At 57.6% G+C, this 19,556-nt stretch carries 18 protein-coding genes; 5 read left to right on the top strand and 13 right to left on the bottom strand.

The features are described from left to right. Positions 1–51: 51 nt before the first annotated feature. From ABLO27_RS13035 to ABLO27_RS13020, 4 genes are all read left to right on the top strand, one after another. Positions 52–1,152, top strand: a complete 1,101-nt coding sequence (locus tag ABLO27_RS13035) for an extracellular solute-binding protein (RefSeq protein WP_353033346.1) — start codon at positions 52–54, stop codon at positions 1,150–1,152. A gap of 72 nt (positions 1,153–1,224) precedes the next feature. Then, complete coding sequence (locus ABLO27_RS13030) at positions 1,225–2,490, top strand: ABC transporter permease (RefSeq protein WP_353033345.1); 1,266 nt, start codon at positions 1,225–1,227, stop codon at positions 2,488–2,490. A gap of 9 nt (positions 2,491–2,499) precedes the next feature. Continuing rightward, on the top strand, positions 2,500–3,354 hold the full coding sequence (locus ABLO27_RS13025; RefSeq protein ID WP_353033344.1) for an ABC transporter permease: 855 nt from the start codon (positions 2,500–2,502) through the stop codon (positions 3,352–3,354). A gap of 208 nt (positions 3,355–3,562) precedes the next feature. After that, complete coding sequence (locus tag ABLO27_RS13020; protein ID WP_353033343.1) at positions 3,563–4,792, top strand: M24 family metallopeptidase; 1,230 nt, start codon at positions 3,563–3,565, stop codon at positions 4,790–4,792. A gap of 74 nt (positions 4,793–4,866) precedes the next feature. Here the strand turns inward: ABLO27_RS13020 and ABLO27_RS13015 are convergent, their stop codons facing one another. From ABLO27_RS13015 to ABLO27_RS12985, 7 genes are read right to left on the bottom strand one after another with little or no spacing between them, the layout of a single operon-like run. Further along, positions 4,867–5,211, bottom strand: coding sequence for a RidA family protein (locus ABLO27_RS13015; protein ID WP_353033342.1), 345 nt, complete (start codon positions 5,209–5,211; stop codon positions 4,867–4,869). A 12-nt stretch (positions 5,212–5,223) separates the two neighbouring features. Next, positions 5,224–6,339, bottom strand: coding sequence for an NAD(P)/FAD-dependent oxidoreductase (locus tag ABLO27_RS13010; RefSeq protein WP_353033341.1), 1,116 nt, complete (start codon positions 6,337–6,339; stop codon positions 5,224–5,226). Then, positions 6,336–7,748: an NAD(P)/FAD-dependent oxidoreductase gene (locus ABLO27_RS13005; protein ID WP_353033340.1), complete on the bottom strand. Its 1,413-nt coding sequence runs from the start codon at positions 7,746–7,748 to the stop codon at positions 6,336–6,338. The genes ABLO27_RS13010 and ABLO27_RS13005 overlap by 4 nt, the downstream gene beginning before the upstream one ends. Further along, positions 7,735–8,046 (bottom strand): (2Fe-2S)-binding protein, encoded by a 312-nt coding sequence (locus tag ABLO27_RS13000; protein WP_353033339.1) that lies wholly within the window; start codon positions 8,044–8,046, stop codon positions 7,735–7,737. The genes ABLO27_RS13005 and ABLO27_RS13000 overlap by 14 nt, the downstream gene beginning before the upstream one ends. 57 nt (positions 8,047–8,103) lie before the next feature. Further along, positions 8,104–9,096: a TRAP transporter substrate-binding protein DctP gene (gene dctP, locus ABLO27_RS12995; protein WP_353033338.1), complete on the bottom strand. Its 993-nt coding sequence runs from the start codon at positions 9,094–9,096 to the stop codon at positions 8,104–8,106. Between the two features lie 34 nt (positions 9,097–9,130). Next, positions 9,131–10,429 (bottom strand): TRAP transporter large permease, encoded by a 1,299-nt coding sequence (locus ABLO27_RS12990; protein WP_353033337.1) that lies wholly within the window; start codon positions 10,427–10,429, stop codon positions 9,131–9,133. 1 nt (position 10,430) lies between these two features. Then, positions 10,431–10,898 (bottom strand): TRAP transporter small permease, encoded by a 468-nt coding sequence (locus ABLO27_RS12985; RefSeq protein WP_353033336.1) that lies wholly within the window; start codon positions 10,896–10,898, stop codon positions 10,431–10,433. Positions 10,899–11,037: 139 nt separating this feature from the next. On the opposite strand from ABLO27_RS12985, the gene ABLO27_RS12980 reads away from it, so the two are divergent. Continuing rightward, complete coding sequence (locus ABLO27_RS12980; protein WP_353033335.1) at positions 11,038–11,961, top strand: LysR substrate-binding domain-containing protein; 924 nt, start codon at positions 11,038–11,040, stop codon at positions 11,959–11,961. Between the two features lie 145 nt (positions 11,962–12,106). On the opposite strand, the gene ABLO27_RS12975 is transcribed toward ABLO27_RS12980, so the two are convergent. The 6 genes from ABLO27_RS12975 to ABLO27_RS12950 all read right to left on the bottom strand — a co-directional run bounded on the left by ABLO27_RS12975 (position 12,107) and on the right by ABLO27_RS12950 (position 19,462). After that, on the bottom strand, positions 12,107–13,120 hold the full coding sequence (locus ABLO27_RS12975) for an ABC transporter ATP-binding protein (protein WP_353033334.1): 1,014 nt from the start codon (positions 13,118–13,120) through the stop codon (positions 12,107–12,109). After that, positions 13,117–14,112, bottom strand: a complete 996-nt coding sequence (locus ABLO27_RS12970; protein ID WP_353033333.1) for an ABC transporter ATP-binding protein — start codon at positions 14,110–14,112, stop codon at positions 13,117–13,119. Before ABLO27_RS12970 ends, ABLO27_RS12975 begins: the two co-directional genes overlap by 4 nt. Beyond that, positions 14,109–15,239, bottom strand: a complete 1,131-nt coding sequence (locus ABLO27_RS12965) for an ABC transporter permease (protein WP_353033332.1) — start codon at positions 15,237–15,239, stop codon at positions 14,109–14,111. Before ABLO27_RS12965 ends, ABLO27_RS12970 begins: the two co-directional genes overlap by 4 nt. 3 nt (positions 15,240–15,242) lie before the next feature. Then, a complete protein-coding gene (locus tag ABLO27_RS12960) occupies positions 15,243–16,247 on the bottom strand; it encodes an ABC transporter permease (RefSeq protein WP_353033331.1) in 1,005 nt (334 codons plus the stop codon). Between the two features lie 60 nt (positions 16,248–16,307). Further along, positions 16,308–18,350, bottom strand: coding sequence for an ABC transporter substrate-binding protein (locus ABLO27_RS12955; protein ID WP_353033330.1), 2,043 nt, complete (start codon positions 18,348–18,350; stop codon positions 16,308–16,310). Between the two features lie 266 nt (positions 18,351–18,616). Then, positions 18,617–19,462 (bottom strand): DeoR/GlpR family DNA-binding transcription regulator, encoded by an 846-nt coding sequence (locus ABLO27_RS12950; protein WP_353033329.1) that lies wholly within the window; start codon positions 19,460–19,462, stop codon positions 18,617–18,619. Positions 19,463–19,556: the final 94 nt, after the last annotated feature.

Below are 19,556 nucleotides of genomic sequence, written 5' to 3'. Positions count from 1 at the left end.
GACAACAACGGAAAGATATCCGTTAAATCCTAAAAGAGGGAGCTAGCTCACATGAAGCTCAAAACTGTAATTCTTGCAGGTACTGCACTGGCGTTTGCCGGTAGCGCCGCGCTTGCGAAAGACTTGACGGTTGTCTCTTGGGGCGGTGCCTATCAGGCGTCCCAGAAGAATGCCTACACGGATCCGTATTCCGCGGAGAACCCGGACATCAACGTGATCTGGGATGAATCATCCAACGAAGCGGTTGCAAAACTGCGTGCGATGAATGAAGCAGGCAACATCACCTGGGACCTGGTCGATGTGGTTGCTTCCGATGCGATCCGTCTGTGTGACGAAGGCCTGGCTCTGGAAATCAATCCGGACGAAGACCTTGCCGCTGCTCCGGACGGAACACCGGCTTCGGAAGATTTCGGCGACCTGTTGGTATCCGAGTGCTTCATTCCGCAGATCGTTTACTCCACCACGTTCGGCTACCGTTCGGACGTCGATGAGTGGGGCGGCAAGGAGCCGACCGAGATCTGTGACATCTTCGATCTGGAAACATTCCCGGGCAAGCGTTCCCTGGAAAAGCGCCCGATCAACAACATGGAATGGGCTCTTCTGTGTGACGGTGTTCCAAAGGAAGAAGTCTACAACGTTCTGGAAACCGAAGAAGGTCAGGCTCAGGCTTTCGCCAAACTCGACTCCATCAAGGACAACGTTGTCTGGTGGTCTGCAGGCGCTGAAACACCGCAGCTTCTGGCCGACAAGGAAGTCGTGATCGGCTCCACCTATAACGGTCGTCTTTTTGCTCTGATCGAAGAGCAGAAGCAACCGGTGAAAATGCTGTGGGACGCACAGGTGTTCGACCTTGACGGATGGATCATTCCGGCAGGTCTGCCTGAAGACCGTCTGGCTGAGGTGAAGAAACTCGTCAAGTACGCCACCGACACTCAGCGTCTGGCCGATCAGGCGAAATACATCTCCTACGGCCCGGCTCGTAAGTCTTCCGCTCCGCTGGTGGGTCAGCACGCGAAACTCGGTATCGACATGGCACCGCATATGCCGACCGATCCGAACAACGCGAAAAACACCTTCCTCTATAACTACGAGTGGTGGGCGGATTACCGCGACGACATCGACGCCAAGTTCCAGGCGTGGCTGTCTCAGTAAGCCAATAGGCTCTGGTCCGGGTGGGGATCTCTCCACCCGGACCCTCCATTCTGATTTGCGGAAGACTTTTTCATGAGCGATACCACCGACGGTCAGGTCCTGACGACCCAGGACGGCAAACCGCTGAAGGCGGCACTGGCGAAGGCGCTGCGCCGGGAAAAACTGCGCGCCCTCATGCTGATTGCGCCTCTCCTGATCTTTGTCCTGATTACCTTCGTCGCACCAATTGCGGACATGCTGTTCCGCTCTGTAGAAAATGGGATCGTTGCCGACACGCTTCCCAGAACGGTTATCGCAATACAGGAATGGGATCCGAACTCCGGCGAAGCTCCGAACGAGGAAGTCTTTGCCGCGCTTTACGGCGACATGGTCGTTGCCGTGGAGCAAAAAACACACACCCGTCTCGGGTCTCGCCTGAATTATGAGCAAAGCGGTATTTCCAGCCTGTTCCGCAAGACCGGCCGGCGGATCAAGCGCATGGACGAGGCCGGACCTTTCAAGGAACAGTTTCTCGACGCGGACAAGAAATGGGGCAATGTTTCGACCTGGCAGGTCCTGAAACAGTTCTCGCCGCGCTACACCGGTGGCTACTTCCTGAACGCGTTTGATGCGCAGCAGACTGCTGAAGGCATTGAGATGAAACCGGCTGACGAGCGGATCTATCTGTTCCTGTTCGGCCGTACCCTGTTCCTGTCGATCGTGATCACGGTTTCCTGCCTCCTGCTTGGCTATCCGATCGCTTTTCTGCTCGCCGCCCTGCCGCTGCGAACGTCAAACTTGCTGATGATCCTGGTGCTGCTGCCCTTCTGGACATCTCTTCTGGTGCGAACGTCCGCCTGGAAAGTACTGCTGCAGCAGCAAGGGGTGATCAATGACTTCCTGGTCTGGACCGGGGTGATCAGCGACGCCGGCCGACTGGTGATGATCAACAACCAGACAGGCACTATCATCGCCATGACGCACATTCTGCTGCCGTTCATGATCCTGCCGCTCTACTCGGTGATGAAGACCATCTCACCTTCTTATGTAAGGGCCGCGAAAAGTCTTGGTGCCAATGACTGGATCGCATTCTGGCGCGTTTACTTCCCGCAATCAGTTCCCGGAATCGGCGCAGGCGCTGTGCTCGTGTTCATTCTGTCCATCGGCTACTACATCACGCCGGAACTGGTGGGCGGTACTTCGGGTATCTTCATCTCCAACCGGATCGCCTATCACATTTCCTCGTCGCTGAACTGGGGATTGGCGGCTTCCCTTGGAACCTTGCTGCTGGTTGCGGTTCTCATGCTGTTCGTTGTCTACGACAAGATCGTCGGCATCGATAACGTCAAGCTCGGATAGGAGGACGATATGAGCGCACTTCCACCATATGCGTCCCCTCTTCAGCGGACATGGTTCTACACCTTCAGGGTCATCTGCGGACTGATCTTCTTCTTCCTGATCTTTCCGATCCTGGTGATCCTTCCACTGAGCTTCAACGCGCAGGACTTCTTTACCTTTACCAAGGAAATGCTGGCGTTGAGCCCTGAAGGCTATTCCTTCAAGCACTACAACGACTTCTTCACCAATCCGGACTGGCAACAGGCATTGAAGAATTCGGTGTTGATTGCACCGATCGCAACATTGCTCGCCACCGGTTTTGGCACACTGGCAGCTATCGGCCTGTCGCAGTCGCATGTGCCCTACAAGTCTGCGATCATGGCGGTGCTGATTTCGCCAATGATCGTGCCGTTGATCATCTCTGCCGCGGGTATGTACTTCTTCTATTCCCGCATCGGATTGCAGGGCACTTATTGGGGTGTTGTGCTTGCACACGCCGCACTCGGCACGCCCTTCGTGATCATTACGGTCACGGCAACGCTTGTCGGTTTCGACCGCAGTCTGGTTCGCGCATCCGCAAGCCTTGGCGCAAATCCGGTGACAACCTTCTTCAAGGTTCAGATGCCGCTGATCATCCCGGGTGTCGTGTCCGGCGCGCTGTTTGCCTTCATCACGTCGTTCGATGAAGTGGTTGTTGTTCTCTTCCTCGGTTCGGCCGGACAGAAGACGCTACCATGGCAAATGTTTACAGGGTTGCGCGAACAGATTTCTCCGACCATTCTGGCGGTGGCTTCCCTGATGGTTGCCATTTCAATTGCACTCCTGACCGTGCTGGAACTGTTGCGCCGGCGGTCGGAACGCCTGAGAGGACTATCACCGGGCTGATACCAGCCTCGCTGCTTTCAAACTGAGCCGGTGGCGGAACGCCAGCCACCGGGCGGAGGCCGAAGACCGGTACTCCCGGCAGCAAGACAATTTGAATTTGGGCCTGGCGGGCCGGCTTCTGTGAAGGGAAGCCGGCCCGTTTTGCGTTTCAGGCCCGGAAAACAGCGCAAAGCTGGCCTAGAATCGAAACAGGGAAAGGAGACCTCCCATGAGCGAAGACATGATCCGCATTTATGAGATGAACAATGGTGAGAAGGCTTTCTCGCCATTTTCTCCGCAGGAGATGGACAGTCGTCAGGCGAAACTGAGAAAGCTGATGGCAGACCGGCAGATCGACGCCTGTCTGTTCACCTCCTACCACAACATCTGCTACTACTCCGGCTTCCTCTACTGCTATTTCGGCCGCAAATACGGCATGCTGATCACGCAGTACAAGGCGACCACAATCGCGGCCGGGATCGATGGTGGCCAGCCCTGGCGCCGCACCCATGGCGATACGGTGATCTACACCGACTGGCGCCGTGACAACTATTTCTACGCAATCCAGTCCCTGCTCGGCCTGCCCAACGCATCGGTCAAACGCATCGGCATCGAGTTCGACCACGTTTCGCTCGACCTTCTCAAGCAACTGAAGGACGCTCTTCCGGGCGTTGAGTTTGTTGATATTGCGGCCGACGCCATGGCTCAGCGCACTATAAAAAGCGCTGAAGAGCATGTTCTCATTCGTGAAGGCGCACGCATTTGCGACGTTGGCGGTGCCGCGCTGGTCGAGGCCGTTCAGGCCGGGGTAACCGAGCATGAAGTTGCCATCGCTTCGACCAATGCAATGATCCGCGAGATTGCCAAGTCCTTCCCGTTTGTCGAGCTGATGGACACCTGGACCTGGTTCCAGTCAGGCATCAACACCGATGGCGCGCACAATCCGGTCACCAACAAGGTGGTTGAGGCAGGCGACATTCTCAGCCTGAACTGCTTCCCGATGATCTTCGGCTACTACACCGCCCTGGAGCGCACGCTCTTCTGTGAACATGCGTCGGATGAGCATCTGCGGCTGTGGGAAGTCAACTGCCATGTTCACCGGGAAGGCCTGAAACTGATCAAGCCAGGCGCCCGCTGCAGCGATATCGCCGCAGAACTCAACGACATCTATCGCAGCCATGATCTGCTGCAATACAGAAGCTTCGGCTACGGACACTCCTTTGGCGTGCTCAGCCACTACTATGGCCGTGAGGCGTCTGTTGAGTTGCGCGAGGATGTCGACACGGTTCTGGAGCCGGGCATGGTCGTCTCCATGGAACCGATGATCATGATCCCGGAAGGTCAGGCAGGTGCGGGCGGTTACCGTGAGCACGATATTCTGATCGTGAAGGAGGATGGTGCCGACAACATCACCGGTTTCCCGTTCGGACCGGAGCACAACATCATCCCGAAGCGGTAAGTTGTTCAGTTGAATGAGCTGACGGGGCTCGTTGGAGCCCCGTCAAAACCCTGAATTCAGATGGATCGATACGATCAGTCGCAGGCTGCGGTGACGATCAGCTCGACCTTCAGAGCATCCCGGGCAAGCTTGGCTTCACCACAGGCCCGTGCCGGAGCATGGCCTTCCGGAACCCATGCGTCCCAGACCGCGTTCATTTCAGCAAAGTCGGCCATGTCCGACAGCCAGATGAGGCATTGCAGGATGCGGGTCTTGTCGCTGCCGGCCTGTTCAAGAAGAGTTTCGACCTTCTCCAGGCAGTGACGGGTCTGATCGGCGACGGATTCCTTGTCCGAGGTCTGGCCGCAGAGATAGACCGTGCCGTTATGCTTGACGATCTTGCTCATGCGCTGGCCGGTTTCGATGCGAGTGATAGTCATTTTCTGCTCCAGTTAAAGTATCTTCCGGTCATAGCGGTCGATACGGAATGCGGACAAGTCAAATCCGGTCTGTCCGGTCAAAATCACTTCGGCAACGACCTTGCCGACGATTGGGCCGAGCTGGAAGCCATGTGCGGAAAAGCCGAAGGCATGAAAGGCGTTTTCAGCGTTAACCGCCGGTCCGATCACCGGAAGATTGTCGGGCATATAGGCTTCAAGACCGGCCCACATGCGGTTGATTGAAGCGCGCGCCATGATCGGGAAGAAGTCGATGGTGGTGCGGGCCGCCCTGGCAAGCTTGGCGTAGTCCAGACGTGTCTTGTTGGTTGTCCGGTCGGCAAACCCCTTGGCTCCGCCACCAATCAATACCGTACCGTTGTCGAATTGCTTGAAGCTGAGCTGCCGGCTGACCGCACCGACGACAGGAGAAGCGAAATGCGGCATGCGCGCGGTGATCATCAGCATGGGTGCCGCATGGCTGAGCGGCACGTTGTCGCCGATCATCAGCGCAACGCGGTCCGCCCAGGCGCCTGCACAATTCACTACGGTAGCAGCTTCATAGGAGTACGATTGGGTTTGCGCGATCCAGGTCGGGCCAACCTTTCGAAGGCTTCGCAATTCAGCACCTTCGACGATGTGGGCGCCGCGCCTTTCTGCGGCCAGGCGAAATGCATTGGTGGAACGGAAGGGGTTGGCAAGACCATCCAGCTTTGATGTTGCACCTCCAACGCAGGAGGGATGGACCTGAGGCAGAATTTCGCGCAGTTCCTGACGATCGATGATGTGTTCGTGCGTATGACCGGCCGCATGCATCGTAGCTTCACGGGCCTTCAAGGTGGCGATGTCTGCCTCGTCCGCTGCTATGTTTACCAGTGACGTTGCCCGAAATCCGGTATCGGCGTCCAGCTCCTCATCCAGCGTCTGCCAGAGGTGCATGGAGGCTTTGGAAAGAGGAACCTCGGCAAGATCACGTCCGAGGAGACGGACGCCGCCTGCGTTCACGCCTGACGCATGGCGGGCGACGTAGTCCTTTTCCAGGAGAGTTACTGCGACGCCCTGGCGGGCGAGATGGTAAGCCGAAGCGCATCCCTGAATACCGCCACCAATGATCAGCACATCTGCTTTCATTGCGCAGCCTCCGACGCTTCTTGTTGGCCAGGTTCAGAGGTGCTGAAGCGGCTCAACTCTTCCAGGCTGAGCAGGCGCTGAGGGCTGCGCAGTCGGTAGTATCCGACCTCTGCCTCGCCTTGATTGCGCCACTTGGCCAGGAGGGCACTGACGGTCGGGCCGCATTGCCGCCCCTGGCACGGTCCCATGCCGCAGCGGGTCTGGGATTTCAGTGCGTTCGGGTCCCGTGCACCGTCTTCAAATCCGGCACGAAGATCGCCAACGCTCTGCTCCTCGCAGCGGCAGACCAGAGTGTTCTCGTCTTGCGGCAGGCGCAATGCCTCAACGGGCCGGTAGAGCCGGTCGATGAACCGGCGGAACCTGGACAAACGCTGTAATTGGCCAATGGGGGCGCTGGAAAGGCGGTCACGTTCCTCGATGGATATTCTGTCAAGCCGCGACAATATGTTGAGAGCGGAGAGGTGCCCCTCGTGACGGGCTCCATCGGCCCCGACGATGGCCCCTGCGTCTCCGGCAACAGAAACATGCGGCAATGAGCTTTGTCCGAACCGGTCTTTCTTCACGTGCCAGGTCAGCTGGTCTTCGTTCCAGATATGGTCGAGACCGAGCGCTCTTGCCATGTTCGGGTTCGGAATGACGCCGTGGTGCAGAAAGATGGTCTCGGCAGATATTTCTCGTTGCACGCGGCAGTGAAACGAAAGCCCTGCAGCGCGATCTGCTCCAAGCACTTTTAACCGTGTCGCATTTCGGAAAACCGGTATCCCGGCACGACGAATCTCCTGCAGAAGAGACAACCCTTTGCGGAGGAGAGACACGGAGCTCAGAGCTCCGGAGACGGTGGGCGCTGCGTGTAGATAGTTTTCTCGCGGGGTGGTGTCGACCAGTCCTGTCACCTTGACGCCGAGGCGCAGATATTGCGCTACGATGAGGTACAACAACGGGCCGGAGCCTGCAAAGACTGCGTTTTCGGCAACCATCGCATCCGATTTGAGCATGACTTGTGCAGCGCCTGCGGTCATGACGCCGGGTAGTGTCCAGCCGGGTATCGGCATCGGGCGTTCGATGGCACCCGGACAGATCAGTATTTCGCGGGCCTCGACCTGTCTTGTCTCTCCTCCAAGAGAATAAAGGACCTTGCCGTCGTCACCGATATGCCAGACGTCTGCCCCGGGCGCGTATTCTGCGCCGCAAGCTTCAAAGGCCGCAATCAATTCTGCACCGGTCGTGTAGTCGGGCCCGAGTTTCGATGCATCGGGGAGCGGGGAGGACGCGGCGGAGCGGTAGATCTGACCTCCGGCTCTTGTGCCGCGGTCCAGAACCAGCAGCCGTACACCATGCTCGGCGAGTTTCAGCGCTGCCGTCATTCCGGCAGGACCGGCGCCGACAATCACACAATCAAAGGCCGTCATTGGTCGCCGTCGTGCTCTCGGTAACAATCTGGGTGGTGATGACCATGTCTGGTGCAACCTTGCGCAAACAGGCCTGCTGATTGGGTTCGCCGTCTATCACCACCATGCATTCGAAACAGACGCCCATGGCGCAATAGGCGCTGCGATCTTCTCCGGAGAGGGCCGCCTTGCGGGTGACCGGCTGACCTGACAAGGCAAGTGCCGACCAGACCGTTTGACCCGAGGGAACCCGGACCGGCTGACCATTGACGGTCACTTGAACGATATCCGGTGAAACCTCTCTCAGGAATCGAAACATGGATGATCTCCAGTAGAAGAAAGAAGGGGGCGATTGGCCGCCCCCTCCTGCGAGGACTCAGTTGCCGATCTTGTCGAGAATGGACTGGCCCCATTCCTGTCCGACGTCTTCAAGAACTTGCGGCCAGACCTGCGCGCGCACGTGTTCAGCCGTGGCGGCGAGCTCTTCATCACTCAATTTGACGATGGTAGCGCCATAGTCGGCCAGCTTTTGCTCAAAGGCAGCCTGGTCGGCTTCTGCTGTTTCCCAACGCTTTGCCTCGAATTCCAGCGCGGCCTTTTCAAGGGCTGCCCGGTCTTCTGCGCTGAGGTCGGCCAGCGCCCCGGAATTGATGATCATGTACCAGACTTCAAAATGCGTATTCACCGGCACATAGGTGGTGGTCACGTCCCGGAAGGAAGCATAGTAGCCTTCAGCGCCAGAACCGACGACACCGTCAACCACACCGGTCTGCACCGCCGTGAAAGCTTCGGAGAACGGGATAGGGGAAGAGATGTAACCAAGCGCATCCGCTGTTAACTGGAAGCTCTTGATTCCCGGTACGCGGACTTTGATGCCCTTGGAGGCTGCCGGGTTGCCCGGGTTTACCGCGTCGGTGTTAAGCGCAATACCGCCGAAATAGACCGGGTAAGCTGCCAGCATGGTGATGTCCTGCTTGGCGTAGAGCTCCTTCATGGCGTCATAGATCGCACCGCCAGGTCCATAGATCTTTTTGGCGTCGGCCCAGTTCGCGGCGACATACGGGAAAGCCGAAATCTGCATGCGCCGGTCGACTGCGGTTGCGGCCGGCTGAACGGCCATGTCGATCGCGCCGACCGAAATACGTTCCTGCACGGAAGTGTAGTCGCCAAGGGCAGATGCCGGGAACAGGTTCAACTCCAGCGAACCACCTGTTGCTTCCTTGAGCTTGTCGGCGAAAACGCGCAGTTCCTTGTCAATCGTCGCATCCTGAGGTCGGATGTGACTGACCTTAAGCGTGTCGGCGGTTGCTATGCCGGTGGTCGTCAGCAGGGCGGCGGCAATGCAGGTGGATTTCAGGAAGTTCATCATCGTTGGTTTCTCCTCCAGTCAAGATGAAACAGGGTCAGTAGCCAAAGACGCGCGGCAGCCACATGGACAGGTCCGGCCAGAAGCTGGTCAGGAACACCACCGGCAGGTAGCCGAGCAGGATCAGGACCATGGCGGGTCGGATAACCTTGGTGACCGGCACATTGCCGATGCGCGCGCCGAGATAGAGAATTGAGGCATAGGGCGGGGTGACGCCGCCCATGGCGGTGTTCACACCCATAATCGCGGCAAACTGGATCGGGCTGACGCCGATCGCTTCCATCAACGGCAAGAGCAGCGGAGCGATCAGGATGATGGCGGTGACGTCATTGACCACCATGCCCACCAGGAACAACAGGATGTTGATGAGGATCAGCAGGACGACCTTGTTTTCGGTGATCGAGAAGATCGCCTGCACCAGCGCTTGCGGAATGCTCTCCAGGACGAACATCTGCGACAGGATCATCGAGAACAGGATCATCAACATGATCGCGCCGACGGAAGTCGCCGCTTCCCGGCCAGCGCCGAGAAATGTCCTGAGGTTTAGTCCCTTGTAGATGAGAAAACCGACCGGGACGGCATAGATCACTGCGACGGCGGCGGCCTCGGTGGGCGTCATGATGCCCCCGTAAATTCCGCCAAGTATGATGACCGGCATCAGCAGCGCAGGGGTCGCCTTGAAACCGCGCGAGGAAGCCTCGGCAACGAAGTCCTGCCCTTTCAGCGGCTTGTCCAGCTTCAGCGGAAACTTCTTCGCCATGCGGATGTTCACCGCGGAAAAGCTCAGCATGATCAGCAGGCCCGGACCGAGAGTCGCCAGGAAGCAGGCCAGGATCGATGTATCCGTGACCCAGCCATAGACGATCATCGTGACCGATGGCGGGATCAGCAGCCCGAGAAGCGAAGAATTGGCAATCAGGGCTGTGGCGTATTCACGCGGATAGCCCTGCTTTTCCATTTCCGGGATGAGCAGCGGACCGATGGCGGCAACACCGGTGAGCCCGGAACCGGAAATGGCACCGATCAGAGCGCAGGACACTGTGGCCACGACGCCGAGGCCGCCGCGCAGATGACCAATGAAGATGTTGACGAAATTCAGCAGGGACGCCGCAATGCCTGAGACGCTCATGATTGTCCCGGCAAGGACGAAAAGCGGGATCGCCAGCAGAACCGGGTTGCCGAGCTGCTGGAAGCCCCAAAGCATGTTGCCCTTCATCACCACGTCGCCGACGAAATACATCACCATCAGTCCGCCGCCGAAGCAGTAGGGCAGTGGCACGCCCAGGGTCAGAAGGATGACAAGAACCAGAACCGCGAGAAGTGCGACCTCAACCATCTCAGGCCTCCTTGACCAGAAGAGCGCGCAGGTGGCGCAGCAGATGCAGGGCGGTGAAGACCATCATCAGGACCAGCCCCACGGTCAGGGCGATATCGACGTAGAAGGTCGGCAGGTACAGCGTCGGGCTCTCTCGCCAGACGCGGATGGAATAGCGGGTGAAATCCCAGGCCCAACTGGTCAGCCAGAGGCCGACGATCAGGCTGATGACTTCGCCGATGACGGCAAGAACCTGATGCTGACGTTTGGTCTTGAGGAAAATCTCAAGAACGTTCGCCCGGATGTGGGTGTTTTCCCGTGAAGCGTTGACCGCGCCGAGCATGTAGAGCCACATGGTCGGATAAAGCAGGCTTTCCTCCAGCCCCATCACCGGGATTTCCAGAACGTAGCGGGTAATCACCTGCACGAACTGCCCCAGGGCGACAACGCATATCAGAAACGTCAGCGTGATGCTGGCAAAGCGTTCCATTCGTTCCTCCCCCGCACCGGTCGACACCGGCACCAAAACCTGGAAGGAACATGCTGTTCGCGGTATATTAGGTCAAAACGATAAAATTGATGCTAGAATAAAGTGACTTTATAAAGTCGGAAAAACGCGTGTAAAAACAATGTTGATGAATGTTAGTTTTCGACAACTTCAAGCGTTCAGAGAGGTGATGCGGACGGGGTCGGTGTCGGAAGCGGCCAAGATTCTCGGCCGGACGCAACCGGCTGTCAGCGCCCTGATCGCCAATCTGGAGACTGAACTTGAGCTGACTCTTTTCCGTCGTCAGCGTGGCCGGATGGAAGCGACGCCCGAGGCGAAGTTCTTCATTGGCGAGGCCGAAGCGATCCTGAACCGGTTGACCCTGTCCACGCGGACGATGCGGGAAATCGGGGCACTCAGCAAAGGTCGTTTGAACATCGCCTGCATGCCAGCAGCGGCCAACATGATGATGCCTCAGATCCTGGCGGAGTTTCTTGAAGATCGGCCCGAGGTCCGTGCCTCCCTGATGATGCGGGCGTCTTCGGTGGTGGCAGAATGGGTTTCATCGCAGCAATACGATATTGGATTTGCGGAAACGCCGTCTCCCAACCCAGCCATTGAAACCCTGGATTTTGAGTTGGAATGTGTTTGCGCCGTACCGGAGGGAGATCCGCTTGCCGAGAGGCAGGAGATTGACGCGCGAGGCCTGTCGGGCAAGCCGATGGCAGCACTTCAGGAGGGTCACCCCAATCTTATCGCGACCATGGCAGCCTTTAATGAACAGAAAGCAGACTTCGTTCACCGGTTTGAACTCCGGACATTCCAGCCGGCCCTGACGCTTGTCGAAAAGGGGCTTTGCTATTGCGTGTGTGATCCGATCACCGCTGCGGGTTATGTCAAGTCGAGGCCGCAGCCCTGCCCCGTGATCTTCCGACCTTTCCGACCGCGGGTGGTGCTTTCCGTCTCGATCATGCAACCCGCTCACCGGCCGCCTTCCGCGCTGACAACCGAATTTGCGAAGCTTCTTGGGTCTGAGCTTGAGAAACTCAAGAACGCGTATGAATGACTTCAGTCTCGGGCTCCGATGACGCCTGACGAAATCTTTCTTCAGCGGAATGGTCTTGCCGATACCGGGAGGCCCCCGGAAGCCAGCTGAAAAGCGGTTGTCCGCTTTCCAGCTTTTCGTTGACCCGCACGAACAACTCTACCGGTCAGGCCTGTGTTGCGTGCTCATAATGCTGCAGTTCCTTCCACAGGTGGCAGGAAACCGAATGCCCTTCTTCGCAGCTTTCCAGCGGTGGCTCTTCGAGCTTGCAGATATCCGCCGCATAGGGGCAGCGGGTGTGGAATTTGCATCCTGAGGGCTGATTGGTCGGCGAGGGGATTTCGCCTTCCAGTTTCTGTGCCGTTCCTCGATGATCCGGATCAAGCGAAGGGATTGCCGAAAACAGGGCCTTGGTATAGGGGTGACGCGGATTGGCGAACAACTGGCGCGTCGGCGCGCTTTCCACGATCCGGCCGAGATACATCACCGCAACGTGGTCGCAGGTATGAGCCACCACCGACAGGTCGTGGCTGATGAACATGAAGGTCAGACCCAGTTCTTCCTGCAAAGACCTCAACAGGTTCAGGATGTCGGCCTGGATCGACACATCGAGAGCGGCCACGGATTCATCCGCAACGACGAAGCGCGGTCCCGATACCAGCGCACGGGCGATGGAAATTCGCTGACGTTGGCCACCGGAAAACGCATGCGGAAAGCGCCGCAGATGCTCAAGGTTGAGCCTGCACTTGGATGCAATGTCGCGAACTCTTGCGTCGGTTTCCTCACGCGTTTTGGTCAGACCCATGACTTCAAGCGGCTCGGCAATGATGTCACGAACCGTCATGCGCGGGCTGAGGGCCGCATAAGGATCCTGGAAAATCAGCTGAGCGCGCTTGCGGTAGTCCTTCAGTTGCGCAGGCGTCATTTCTGCCAGATCGTATTGAACCTCGCCATCGTCATAGGTGGCATGCCCGCCGGTGATGGAAACAGCCTTCAGCAGAGCACGTCCGAGCGTGGTCTTGCCTGATCCCGATTCTCCCACGACACCGAAGAACGATCCTTTGGGGATGTCGATGGAAATGCCGTCGACCGCCTTGAGTATCTGCTTGTTGAACACGCCGCCACCGACCCGGAAGCCAACGGACAGATCTTTGGTCTGAATCAGAATATCGTCACTCATTCAGCAGCTCCCTGGTGGCAAAGGTGGCAGCTTGCGCCGTGGAATTCTCCGGTCTCGATCCGATGTGGCACTACGGTCTTGCAAATGTCGCCGATGATCTGGCTGCATCTTGTGTGAAAGACGCAGCCATCCGGCCGTTCCAAAGGACTGGGGATGTCGCCAGGGACCGGTGTGAGCGGTTTGTCGAGATCGTCCAGCTGGGGCAACGCGTCAATCAGACCCTGCGTGTAGGGATGGAACGGATTTCGGATCACCTCGCGCACCGGTCCTTCCTCAACCATTCGGCCCAGATACATCACCGCGACCTTGTCCGCCGTCTGAGCAACCACACCCAGGTCGTGGGTGATGAAGATGATCCCCATGCCGAACTCGTCGACCAGTTCCTTCATCAGGTCGATCACCTGTGCCTGGATCGTGACGTCCAGGGCCGTTGTCGGTTCGTCGGCGATCAGCAGTTTCGGCTTCGTCGACAATGCCATCGCGATCATGGCGCGCTGACGCATGCCGCCGGACATCTCGAACGCATATTGGTTGAACCGCATGGAAGCATCGGAGATGCCAACGCGGTCCAGCATTTCGATGGACAGTTCCTTGGCCTGTTTCTTCGTCATGCTGGAATGGACAAGCAGCTGCTCGACCATCTGCTTGCCGATTGTCATGGCCGGCGCAAAGCTTGCCATAGGCTCCTGGAAGATCATGCTGATCGCACCGCCGCGCACGACTTCCATGTCGCGCGGGCGTTTGAGATCGAGCACGCTCACCGGACCACTTTCCAGATGAAGCGTGATCTTGCTTTCCGGAGAATAGCGGGCATTGGACGAATTCAGTTTCATCAGAGACTTTGCCGTCACCGACTTCCCGGACCCCGACTCGCCGACGAGCCCCATCACTTCGCCTGGTGCAATTGAGAACGACACATTTTCAACGGCGGTGATCAGTCCTTCGTCCGTCTGGAACTGAAGGGTCAGGTTTTCAACGTCAATCAGGCTCATTTTCTGGCCTCTGCATAGGGGTCTGCGGCATCGCGCAACCCGTCACCGACAAAGACGAAGGCCATGACGAGCGTGATGAAGAACACCACGGGGATGAAGTACCACTGGTAGTTCAGCAGGACGTCGGCCTTGGTCACGTTCTGCAACATCACGCCGAGGCTGTTGACCGGGTCTTTGAGACCAAGGCCGATGAAGCTCAGCGCGGTTTCTGACAGAACCATGTAGGGGAAGGAAATCACCAGATCGACGATGATGTAGCTGGTGAAGCTGGGCAGCAGGTGCTTTCGGATCACGTGTCCGGCGCTCGCGCCGCACAGCTGGGCGGCCAGAACGTATTCCTGGTTTCTCTCGACCAGCAGATGGGTCCGCACGCGACGGGCAAGCGTCGGCCAGCCGACCAGGCCAAGGATCATCGTGATCACGAAGAAGCGCGTCTCTGCCGACCACTCGGGCGGAATAAAGGCGGCAATCGCCATGAACAGGGGAATGGACGGGATCGTTCGCACGGCATCGGTGATCATCTGGATCACGCTGTCAACCATGCCACCGTAATAGCCGGCAACCCCTCCGATGATGAGCGCCAGAACAAACGAGATCACGACACCCAGCGTGCCAACCTGCAACGAAGTCCAGATCGCAAAGAGGGTACGGGAGAAAATGTCCTTGCCGGCGCTGTCTGTGCCGAACAGGTGAACATAGCCCTCTTCCATACCGAACAGGTGCACGTCGCCCGGAATGAAGCCGAACAGCTTGTACTCGTCGCCGCGCACAAAGAACTGCACATAGACGCGTTCGTCATCGTTGATCTTTTCAACCCAGCGGAAGTTGGTCTGGATCGACCGTTCACGGGTGACCGGATGCAGGAACGGGCGGAGGGAGCAGCCGTTCTTGTCGCAGATTTGCGGAATTTGCGGAGCGCCGTTCAGGTAGTCCTTGTCGCGTCCGGCGATCGTCGGGTCATAAGGCGCCAGGAACGGGGCGAACAGGCCGGACAGGATGAGCACGGCCAGCACGGTGGCAGCCACCATCGCCGCTTTCTGTTTCTTGAAACGCGCCCAGATCAGCTGCCTTTGCGAGGCGGTAAAATAGGCTTCCTTGGCCTTTTGGTCTTTTGCTACTGCTGTCATGGCCTACCTGATGATGCTCTTGCGCACGCGCGGATCAATCACTGCCAGAAGGATTTCCGTCAGGAAATTCACGGCAACGATGGACGCGGTCAGCAGAAAGATGATGGCACCTGCAAGCTGCTGGTCGTTGGAACGCGCCAGCGCGTCCAGGAGCAGCGATCCCATTTCGGTCAGCGTCAGGATGAGCGCGACAATGGGAAGCTCGTTGAAGATGCGGTTGAGGTCAAAGCCGAGCGAGTTCACGATCGGACCCAGGGCGTGCCTTGCCGGATACCTCCACAACAGGCGGCGGCCATAGATCCCGCGCGCGGCGGCGGCCGTCACGTAGAGCTTGCCGATTTCATCCGACATCAGCGCTCGTACGGTCTGCAGCGCGAAGGCTGTTGCCGACCAGCCGAGAATGAAGATCGGCAGCCAGGCATGCTTCAGGAGGTCCAGAAACTTGTCGAGTGACCAGGGCGCGTCCTTGTACTCTGGCGAGAAGAGCCCTGTCAGTGTTTCACCGAAATAGACGGTTGAAACGAGCATGATCATCAGAGCGAGCAGGAAGTTCGGCATTGCCAGGCCGAGATAGCTGACGAAACGAAGAGAGTTGTTCAGAAGCGGGTTCTTGGAAGCTGCCGAAATGATGCCGACCGGAATCGCGATCGAATAGGCTAGAACCAGAGATCCGAGGCAGATCGCAAGGGAAATCCAGAACTTGGATCCGAGCAGCTGTGCAATGTTCACGCGCAGAATGCAGCTGTCGCCGAATTCTCCCTGAAACGCACCGGCCAGCCAGCTCGCCCAACGTGTCAGGAACGGCCGGTCCAGACCAAGTCTGGCGCGTTCAGCCTCGATATCCGCCAGGGTAATGGCAGATCCTTGTGTGTTTTTATAGGCCAGGTAACGCTCGGCGCAGTCGCCGGGCACCAGTTCCATCAGCGAGAACACGACCAGCGAAACGATCACCAGCGTGACAAGCGCCAGGGCTGCCCTGATGGCAGTGAAACGGGCAAATTGTAGCATAGCTCCCCCCTCCCAGGAGAAAGCGGGCGCGGGCGCCCGCTTTCGGTTTAACTCAGGAGCTTAGTTGCTCAGGAACCACTGAGCCGGACGGTAAGGATAAGTCCGGTAGTACTCATAGGAGGACGTCTTGAAGTCCGCGAAGTTCTTCAGGTTGTTCGAATGGTAGATCGGTGCCGGAGAGTTTACGACGCCGATGAACAGCAGCTGGCTGGTCATGATTTCAACCATCTTGTTGGCTGCTGCCTTGGAAGCATCTGAACCCGGAGCCGAGGACTGGTAGATGTCAAGCTGGGTCTTCAGCTCGCCAACCCAAGCCGGCGGCTCGATGCCGTTTGCGCCGTTCGAGCTGATATATTCAGCCCAGAGCATGCCTGTACGGACATCGAAGTAACCGTCAAACGGCGGTACCCAGATCTCGCTGTCGCCGAGGATTGAACCCGCCGGCTGACCCTTCGTCCAGATGAGAACGTCGAGCGTATTCGCTGACTGAGCCGAACGGTATTCGTCCGAAGTCACTTCCTTGATCGTGGTTTTTACACCCAGTTCGGTCCAGTTCCGGCCGACCAGTTCAACCAGCTGAGACGAGGTTGCCTGGGTTGCGAACTGCCAGTCGAGGACGAAGGGGTCACCGTTCGGAAGGTCACGGAAACCGTCACCGTCCTTGTCGACCAGACCCATCTCGTCGAGCAGCGCCTTGGCGCGATCTGCCTCATAGGCCATTTCGTGGTTCGACCACTTTTCGTCGATATATTCGGGACGTGGCGAGAAGCCGATATACTGCTGCGGCGTGCCGAGACCGAAGGAGATGACCTCGTTGATCTGGTCGCGGTCGATGCCGATGGACATTGCCGTGCGGAACCGGATGTCGTTGAAGATCTCCCGGCGGGCTTCGTCTTCTGCGGTCACGTTGAACGCAAGGGTCGGGCTCGAAATGGTCGGCTTCACTTCGATCGTGTAGTTACCGTTTTCCTGGCCTTCAAGCAGAACCGGAGCCGATGTCAGGTTGATCGCCTGGGACTTGTAGTCGACTTCGCCGTTCAGCAACTTCAGGTTACGAACCTCTTCATCGCCGATATAGACTTCGTCCATTTCGTTGATGTAGGGCAGCTGATTGCCTTGGGTGTCGATCTGGAAGAAGTACGGGTTGGCGACGTAGTGACGACCTTCAGCCGTTTCCTTCACCAGGATGTGGCTTTCCAGCGTCGGAGCGGCGTCTTTCGGCAGGTTGGAAATACGGTCACCGGCGGTCAGCATCGGCGACGGCGTGTCCATCCAGTCGGAGTTGCCGTAATAGGCCTTGATCAGGTCGTAGCCGCCTTCATAGCCCAGAGCTTTTGCAGCTTCATCGGCACCGTCATTCAGTGCAGGGTGATACTGCTCAAAGAAGTGCTTCGGCTGATAAGGCTGGGCATAGCTGGAGGTGAATGTCTCGACCAGGCCCGGCTTCGGAGCTTCCAGGGTGAACTGAACGGTCGTGTCGTCCAGTGCCTCGACCTTCATCGGCTTGCCGCCCGCCAGGGCGTAGTCCTTCGCCTCGGCAAAGACGTTCTTGTCCATCATCAGGTTGTTGTACCAGAACGCGATGTCGTTTGCGGTAAACGGCGCGCCGTCGGACCATTTGTGGCCCGCACGAAGCTTCACGGTAAGTTGCGTGAAATCATCGTTCCATTCAAAGGACTTGGCAACGTTCGGGACAACGGTCTGCAAGTCGTCCGAATAGCGGAACAGGTTGACGTGGCGGACCGAAAGGAAGTCGGAAGTGCCGGATTCGGTCGCATTGGAAAGCGCGTCGAGAACGCCGCCATATTGACCGATTTCGGTGTACGGAGCCAGAACCAGCGGTTCGGAAGGCAGGCGGTCAGCCACGGCGGGAAGGTCGCCGTTGCCGCGGATACGGCCGTTCAGCTCACCGATTGCCGGGTTTTCTGCAAAGCTAAGCTTACAGTTCGCTGCGGACTCGAATTCCGCCAGATCGTACTGTTGAGGATATGCACCAGCAGCGACCCCTTGCGGGTCTGCGACTGTTACCGGAGGACAGCTCGCATATGCCGTTCCGGTAAGTGCCAGGCCGGCGACACCGGCCATCAGAAGCAGTTTTCTCATTAGTTCCTCCACGTTGAGTGACGTATTTCCCCGATGAAACTATTCACTGCGGAATAGCATATGTAAAATCGATAAAGAGGATGAAACGATAAGACATTCTTATGGAAACGCAGGTCTCTTTTATGCGACCCGGAGTCTTGTCCGGACGATCCTTTCAAGTCTGTTCCATTGTCCGGCAAAACGTAATTCATGTCCGCATGGGTAAAGCGAAGACCGGTTGTCCTGGCGTGCAAAGGCAGATTTCTCATGAACTCCTCCCTCCGCACTTAAACCGTTGAGCCCGAGGCCAGACTTCTCTCGGAAACCGGTGTTTCCGACGTCCTGGACATCTGCCTGGCCGCTACATGGACCGTGACGTTTGCCTGCTTCAGGGCAGCACTCAGGGCTTCCACCGGTCTGGCGTCCGTCACCAGGTCTGTGACCTTGTCGAACCCGCATGACACGTAAGGCGCACGAGCTTCGAACTTGCGGCAATCGGCTGCGATCACCATGCGCTCTGTTCGATCGGCCAGTACGCGCGTGAGGTCAGCTTCGGCCGGGTTGGAAGCAAGGAACCCAACCTTGTGGGAAATCGCATCGGCACCGCAAATCACTGCGTCATAGTTAAACCGGCAGGCGAATTCTTCTGTGGCCCGGCCGAAACTGCCGCGCTCGGAGCGAATGACTTCACCCCCGGCCAGATGGACACGGGTTCCATTCTGGTCCGCCAGGGAAGCGACGGTTGAGATAGAGTTGGTGACGACCGTCAGACCATTCAGGTCACGCAGTTGCTCGGCAACATGGGTGGTTGTCGAACCCACATTGAGAAACACCACCATGCCGTCCGAAACCAGATTGCGGACAGCACGCCCGATGCGTGTCTTTTCCTTGGTGTTTTGCTCAAGGGCGCCGGAATACATCGGCGAACCCTGGGATCTGGACAGGTAGGTGCCGCCATGAACCCTCTCGACCTTGCCAATCTTGGAAAGCGATTTCACCAGACGGCGTACGGTCTCTTCGGAAACATCCATGACCTGCGCAATCTGAGCATTTCTTGCAGAGCCTCCCAACCTTGCAAGAACATCGAGCAGTTCACGTCCCCTATGAGGAATTTTTTCTTGTTCTCCACCCATACGTTCATTAACCCACATTTCCGGCCATGAATCCACAAAAAAACAAAAAAATAGATAGATATGTGTTTTTTTTACCGAATTTGCCGGAAATACG

Source organism: Roseibium sp. SCP15 (genome assembly GCF_040329435.1).
Lineage (GTDB): Bacteria > Pseudomonadota > Alphaproteobacteria > Rhizobiales > Stappiaceae > Roseibium.
This window is presented reverse-complemented; position numbering and strand designations above follow the sequence as displayed.

Coding starts and splice junctions, on each gene's coding strand:
- ABLO27_RS13020 (WP_353033343.1), top strand. CDS start 3,563: ATGAGCGAAGACATGATCCGCATTTATGAGATGAACAATGGTGAGAAG.
- ABLO27_RS12955 (WP_353033330.1), bottom strand. CDS start 18,350: ATGAGAAAACTGCTTCTGATGGCCGGTGTCGCCGGCCTGGCACTTACC.
- ABLO27_RS12960 (WP_353033331.1), bottom strand. CDS start 16,247: ATGCTACAATTTGCCCGTTTCACTGCCATCAGGGCAGCCCTGGCGCTT.
- ABLO27_RS12985 (WP_353033336.1), bottom strand. CDS start 10,898: ATGGAACGCTTTGCCAGCATCACGCTGACGTTTCTGATATGCGTTGTC.
- ABLO27_RS13005 (WP_353033340.1), bottom strand. CDS start 7,748: ATGACGGCCTTTGATTGTGTGATTGTCGGCGCCGGTCCTGCCGGAATG.
- ABLO27_RS13025 (WP_353033344.1), top strand. CDS start 2,500: ATGAGCGCACTTCCACCATATGCGTCCCCTCTTCAGCGGACATGGTTC.
- ABLO27_RS12950 (WP_353033329.1), bottom strand. CDS start 19,462: ATGGGTGGAGAACAAGAAAAAATTCCTCATAGGGGACGTGAACTGCTC.
- ABLO27_RS13010 (WP_353033341.1), bottom strand. CDS start 6,339: ATGAAAGCAGATGTGCTGATCATTGGTGGCGGTATTCAGGGATGCGCT.
- ABLO27_RS13030 (WP_353033345.1), top strand. CDS start 1,225: ATGAGCGATACCACCGACGGTCAGGTCCTGACGACCCAGGACGGCAAA.
- dctP (WP_353033338.1), bottom strand. CDS start 9,096: ATGATGAACTTCCTGAAATCCACCTGCATTGCCGCCGCCCTGCTGACG.
- ABLO27_RS12970 (WP_353033333.1), bottom strand. CDS start 14,112: ATGAGCCTGATTGACGTTGAAAACCTGACCCTTCAGTTCCAGACGGAC.
- ABLO27_RS13035 (WP_353033346.1), top strand. CDS start 52: ATGAAGCTCAAAACTGTAATTCTTGCAGGTACTGCACTGGCGTTTGCC.
- ABLO27_RS13000 (WP_353033339.1), bottom strand. CDS start 8,046: ATGTTTCGATTCCTGAGAGAGGTTTCACCGGATATCGTTCAAGTGACC.
- ABLO27_RS12965 (WP_353033332.1), bottom strand. CDS start 15,239: ATGACAGCAGTAGCAAAAGACCAAAAGGCCAAGGAAGCCTATTTTACC.
- ABLO27_RS13015 (WP_353033342.1), bottom strand. CDS start 5,211: ATGACTATCACTCGCATCGAAACCGGCCAGCGCATGAGCAAGATCGTC.
- ABLO27_RS12990 (WP_353033337.1), bottom strand. CDS start 10,429: ATGGTTGAGGTCGCACTTCTCGCGGTTCTGGTTCTTGTCATCCTTCTG.
- ABLO27_RS12980 (WP_353033335.1), top strand. CDS start 11,038: ATGTTGATGAATGTTAGTTTTCGACAACTTCAAGCGTTCAGAGAGGTG.
- ABLO27_RS12975 (WP_353033334.1), bottom strand. CDS start 13,120: ATGAGTGACGATATTCTGATTCAGACCAAAGATCTGTCCGTTGGCTTC.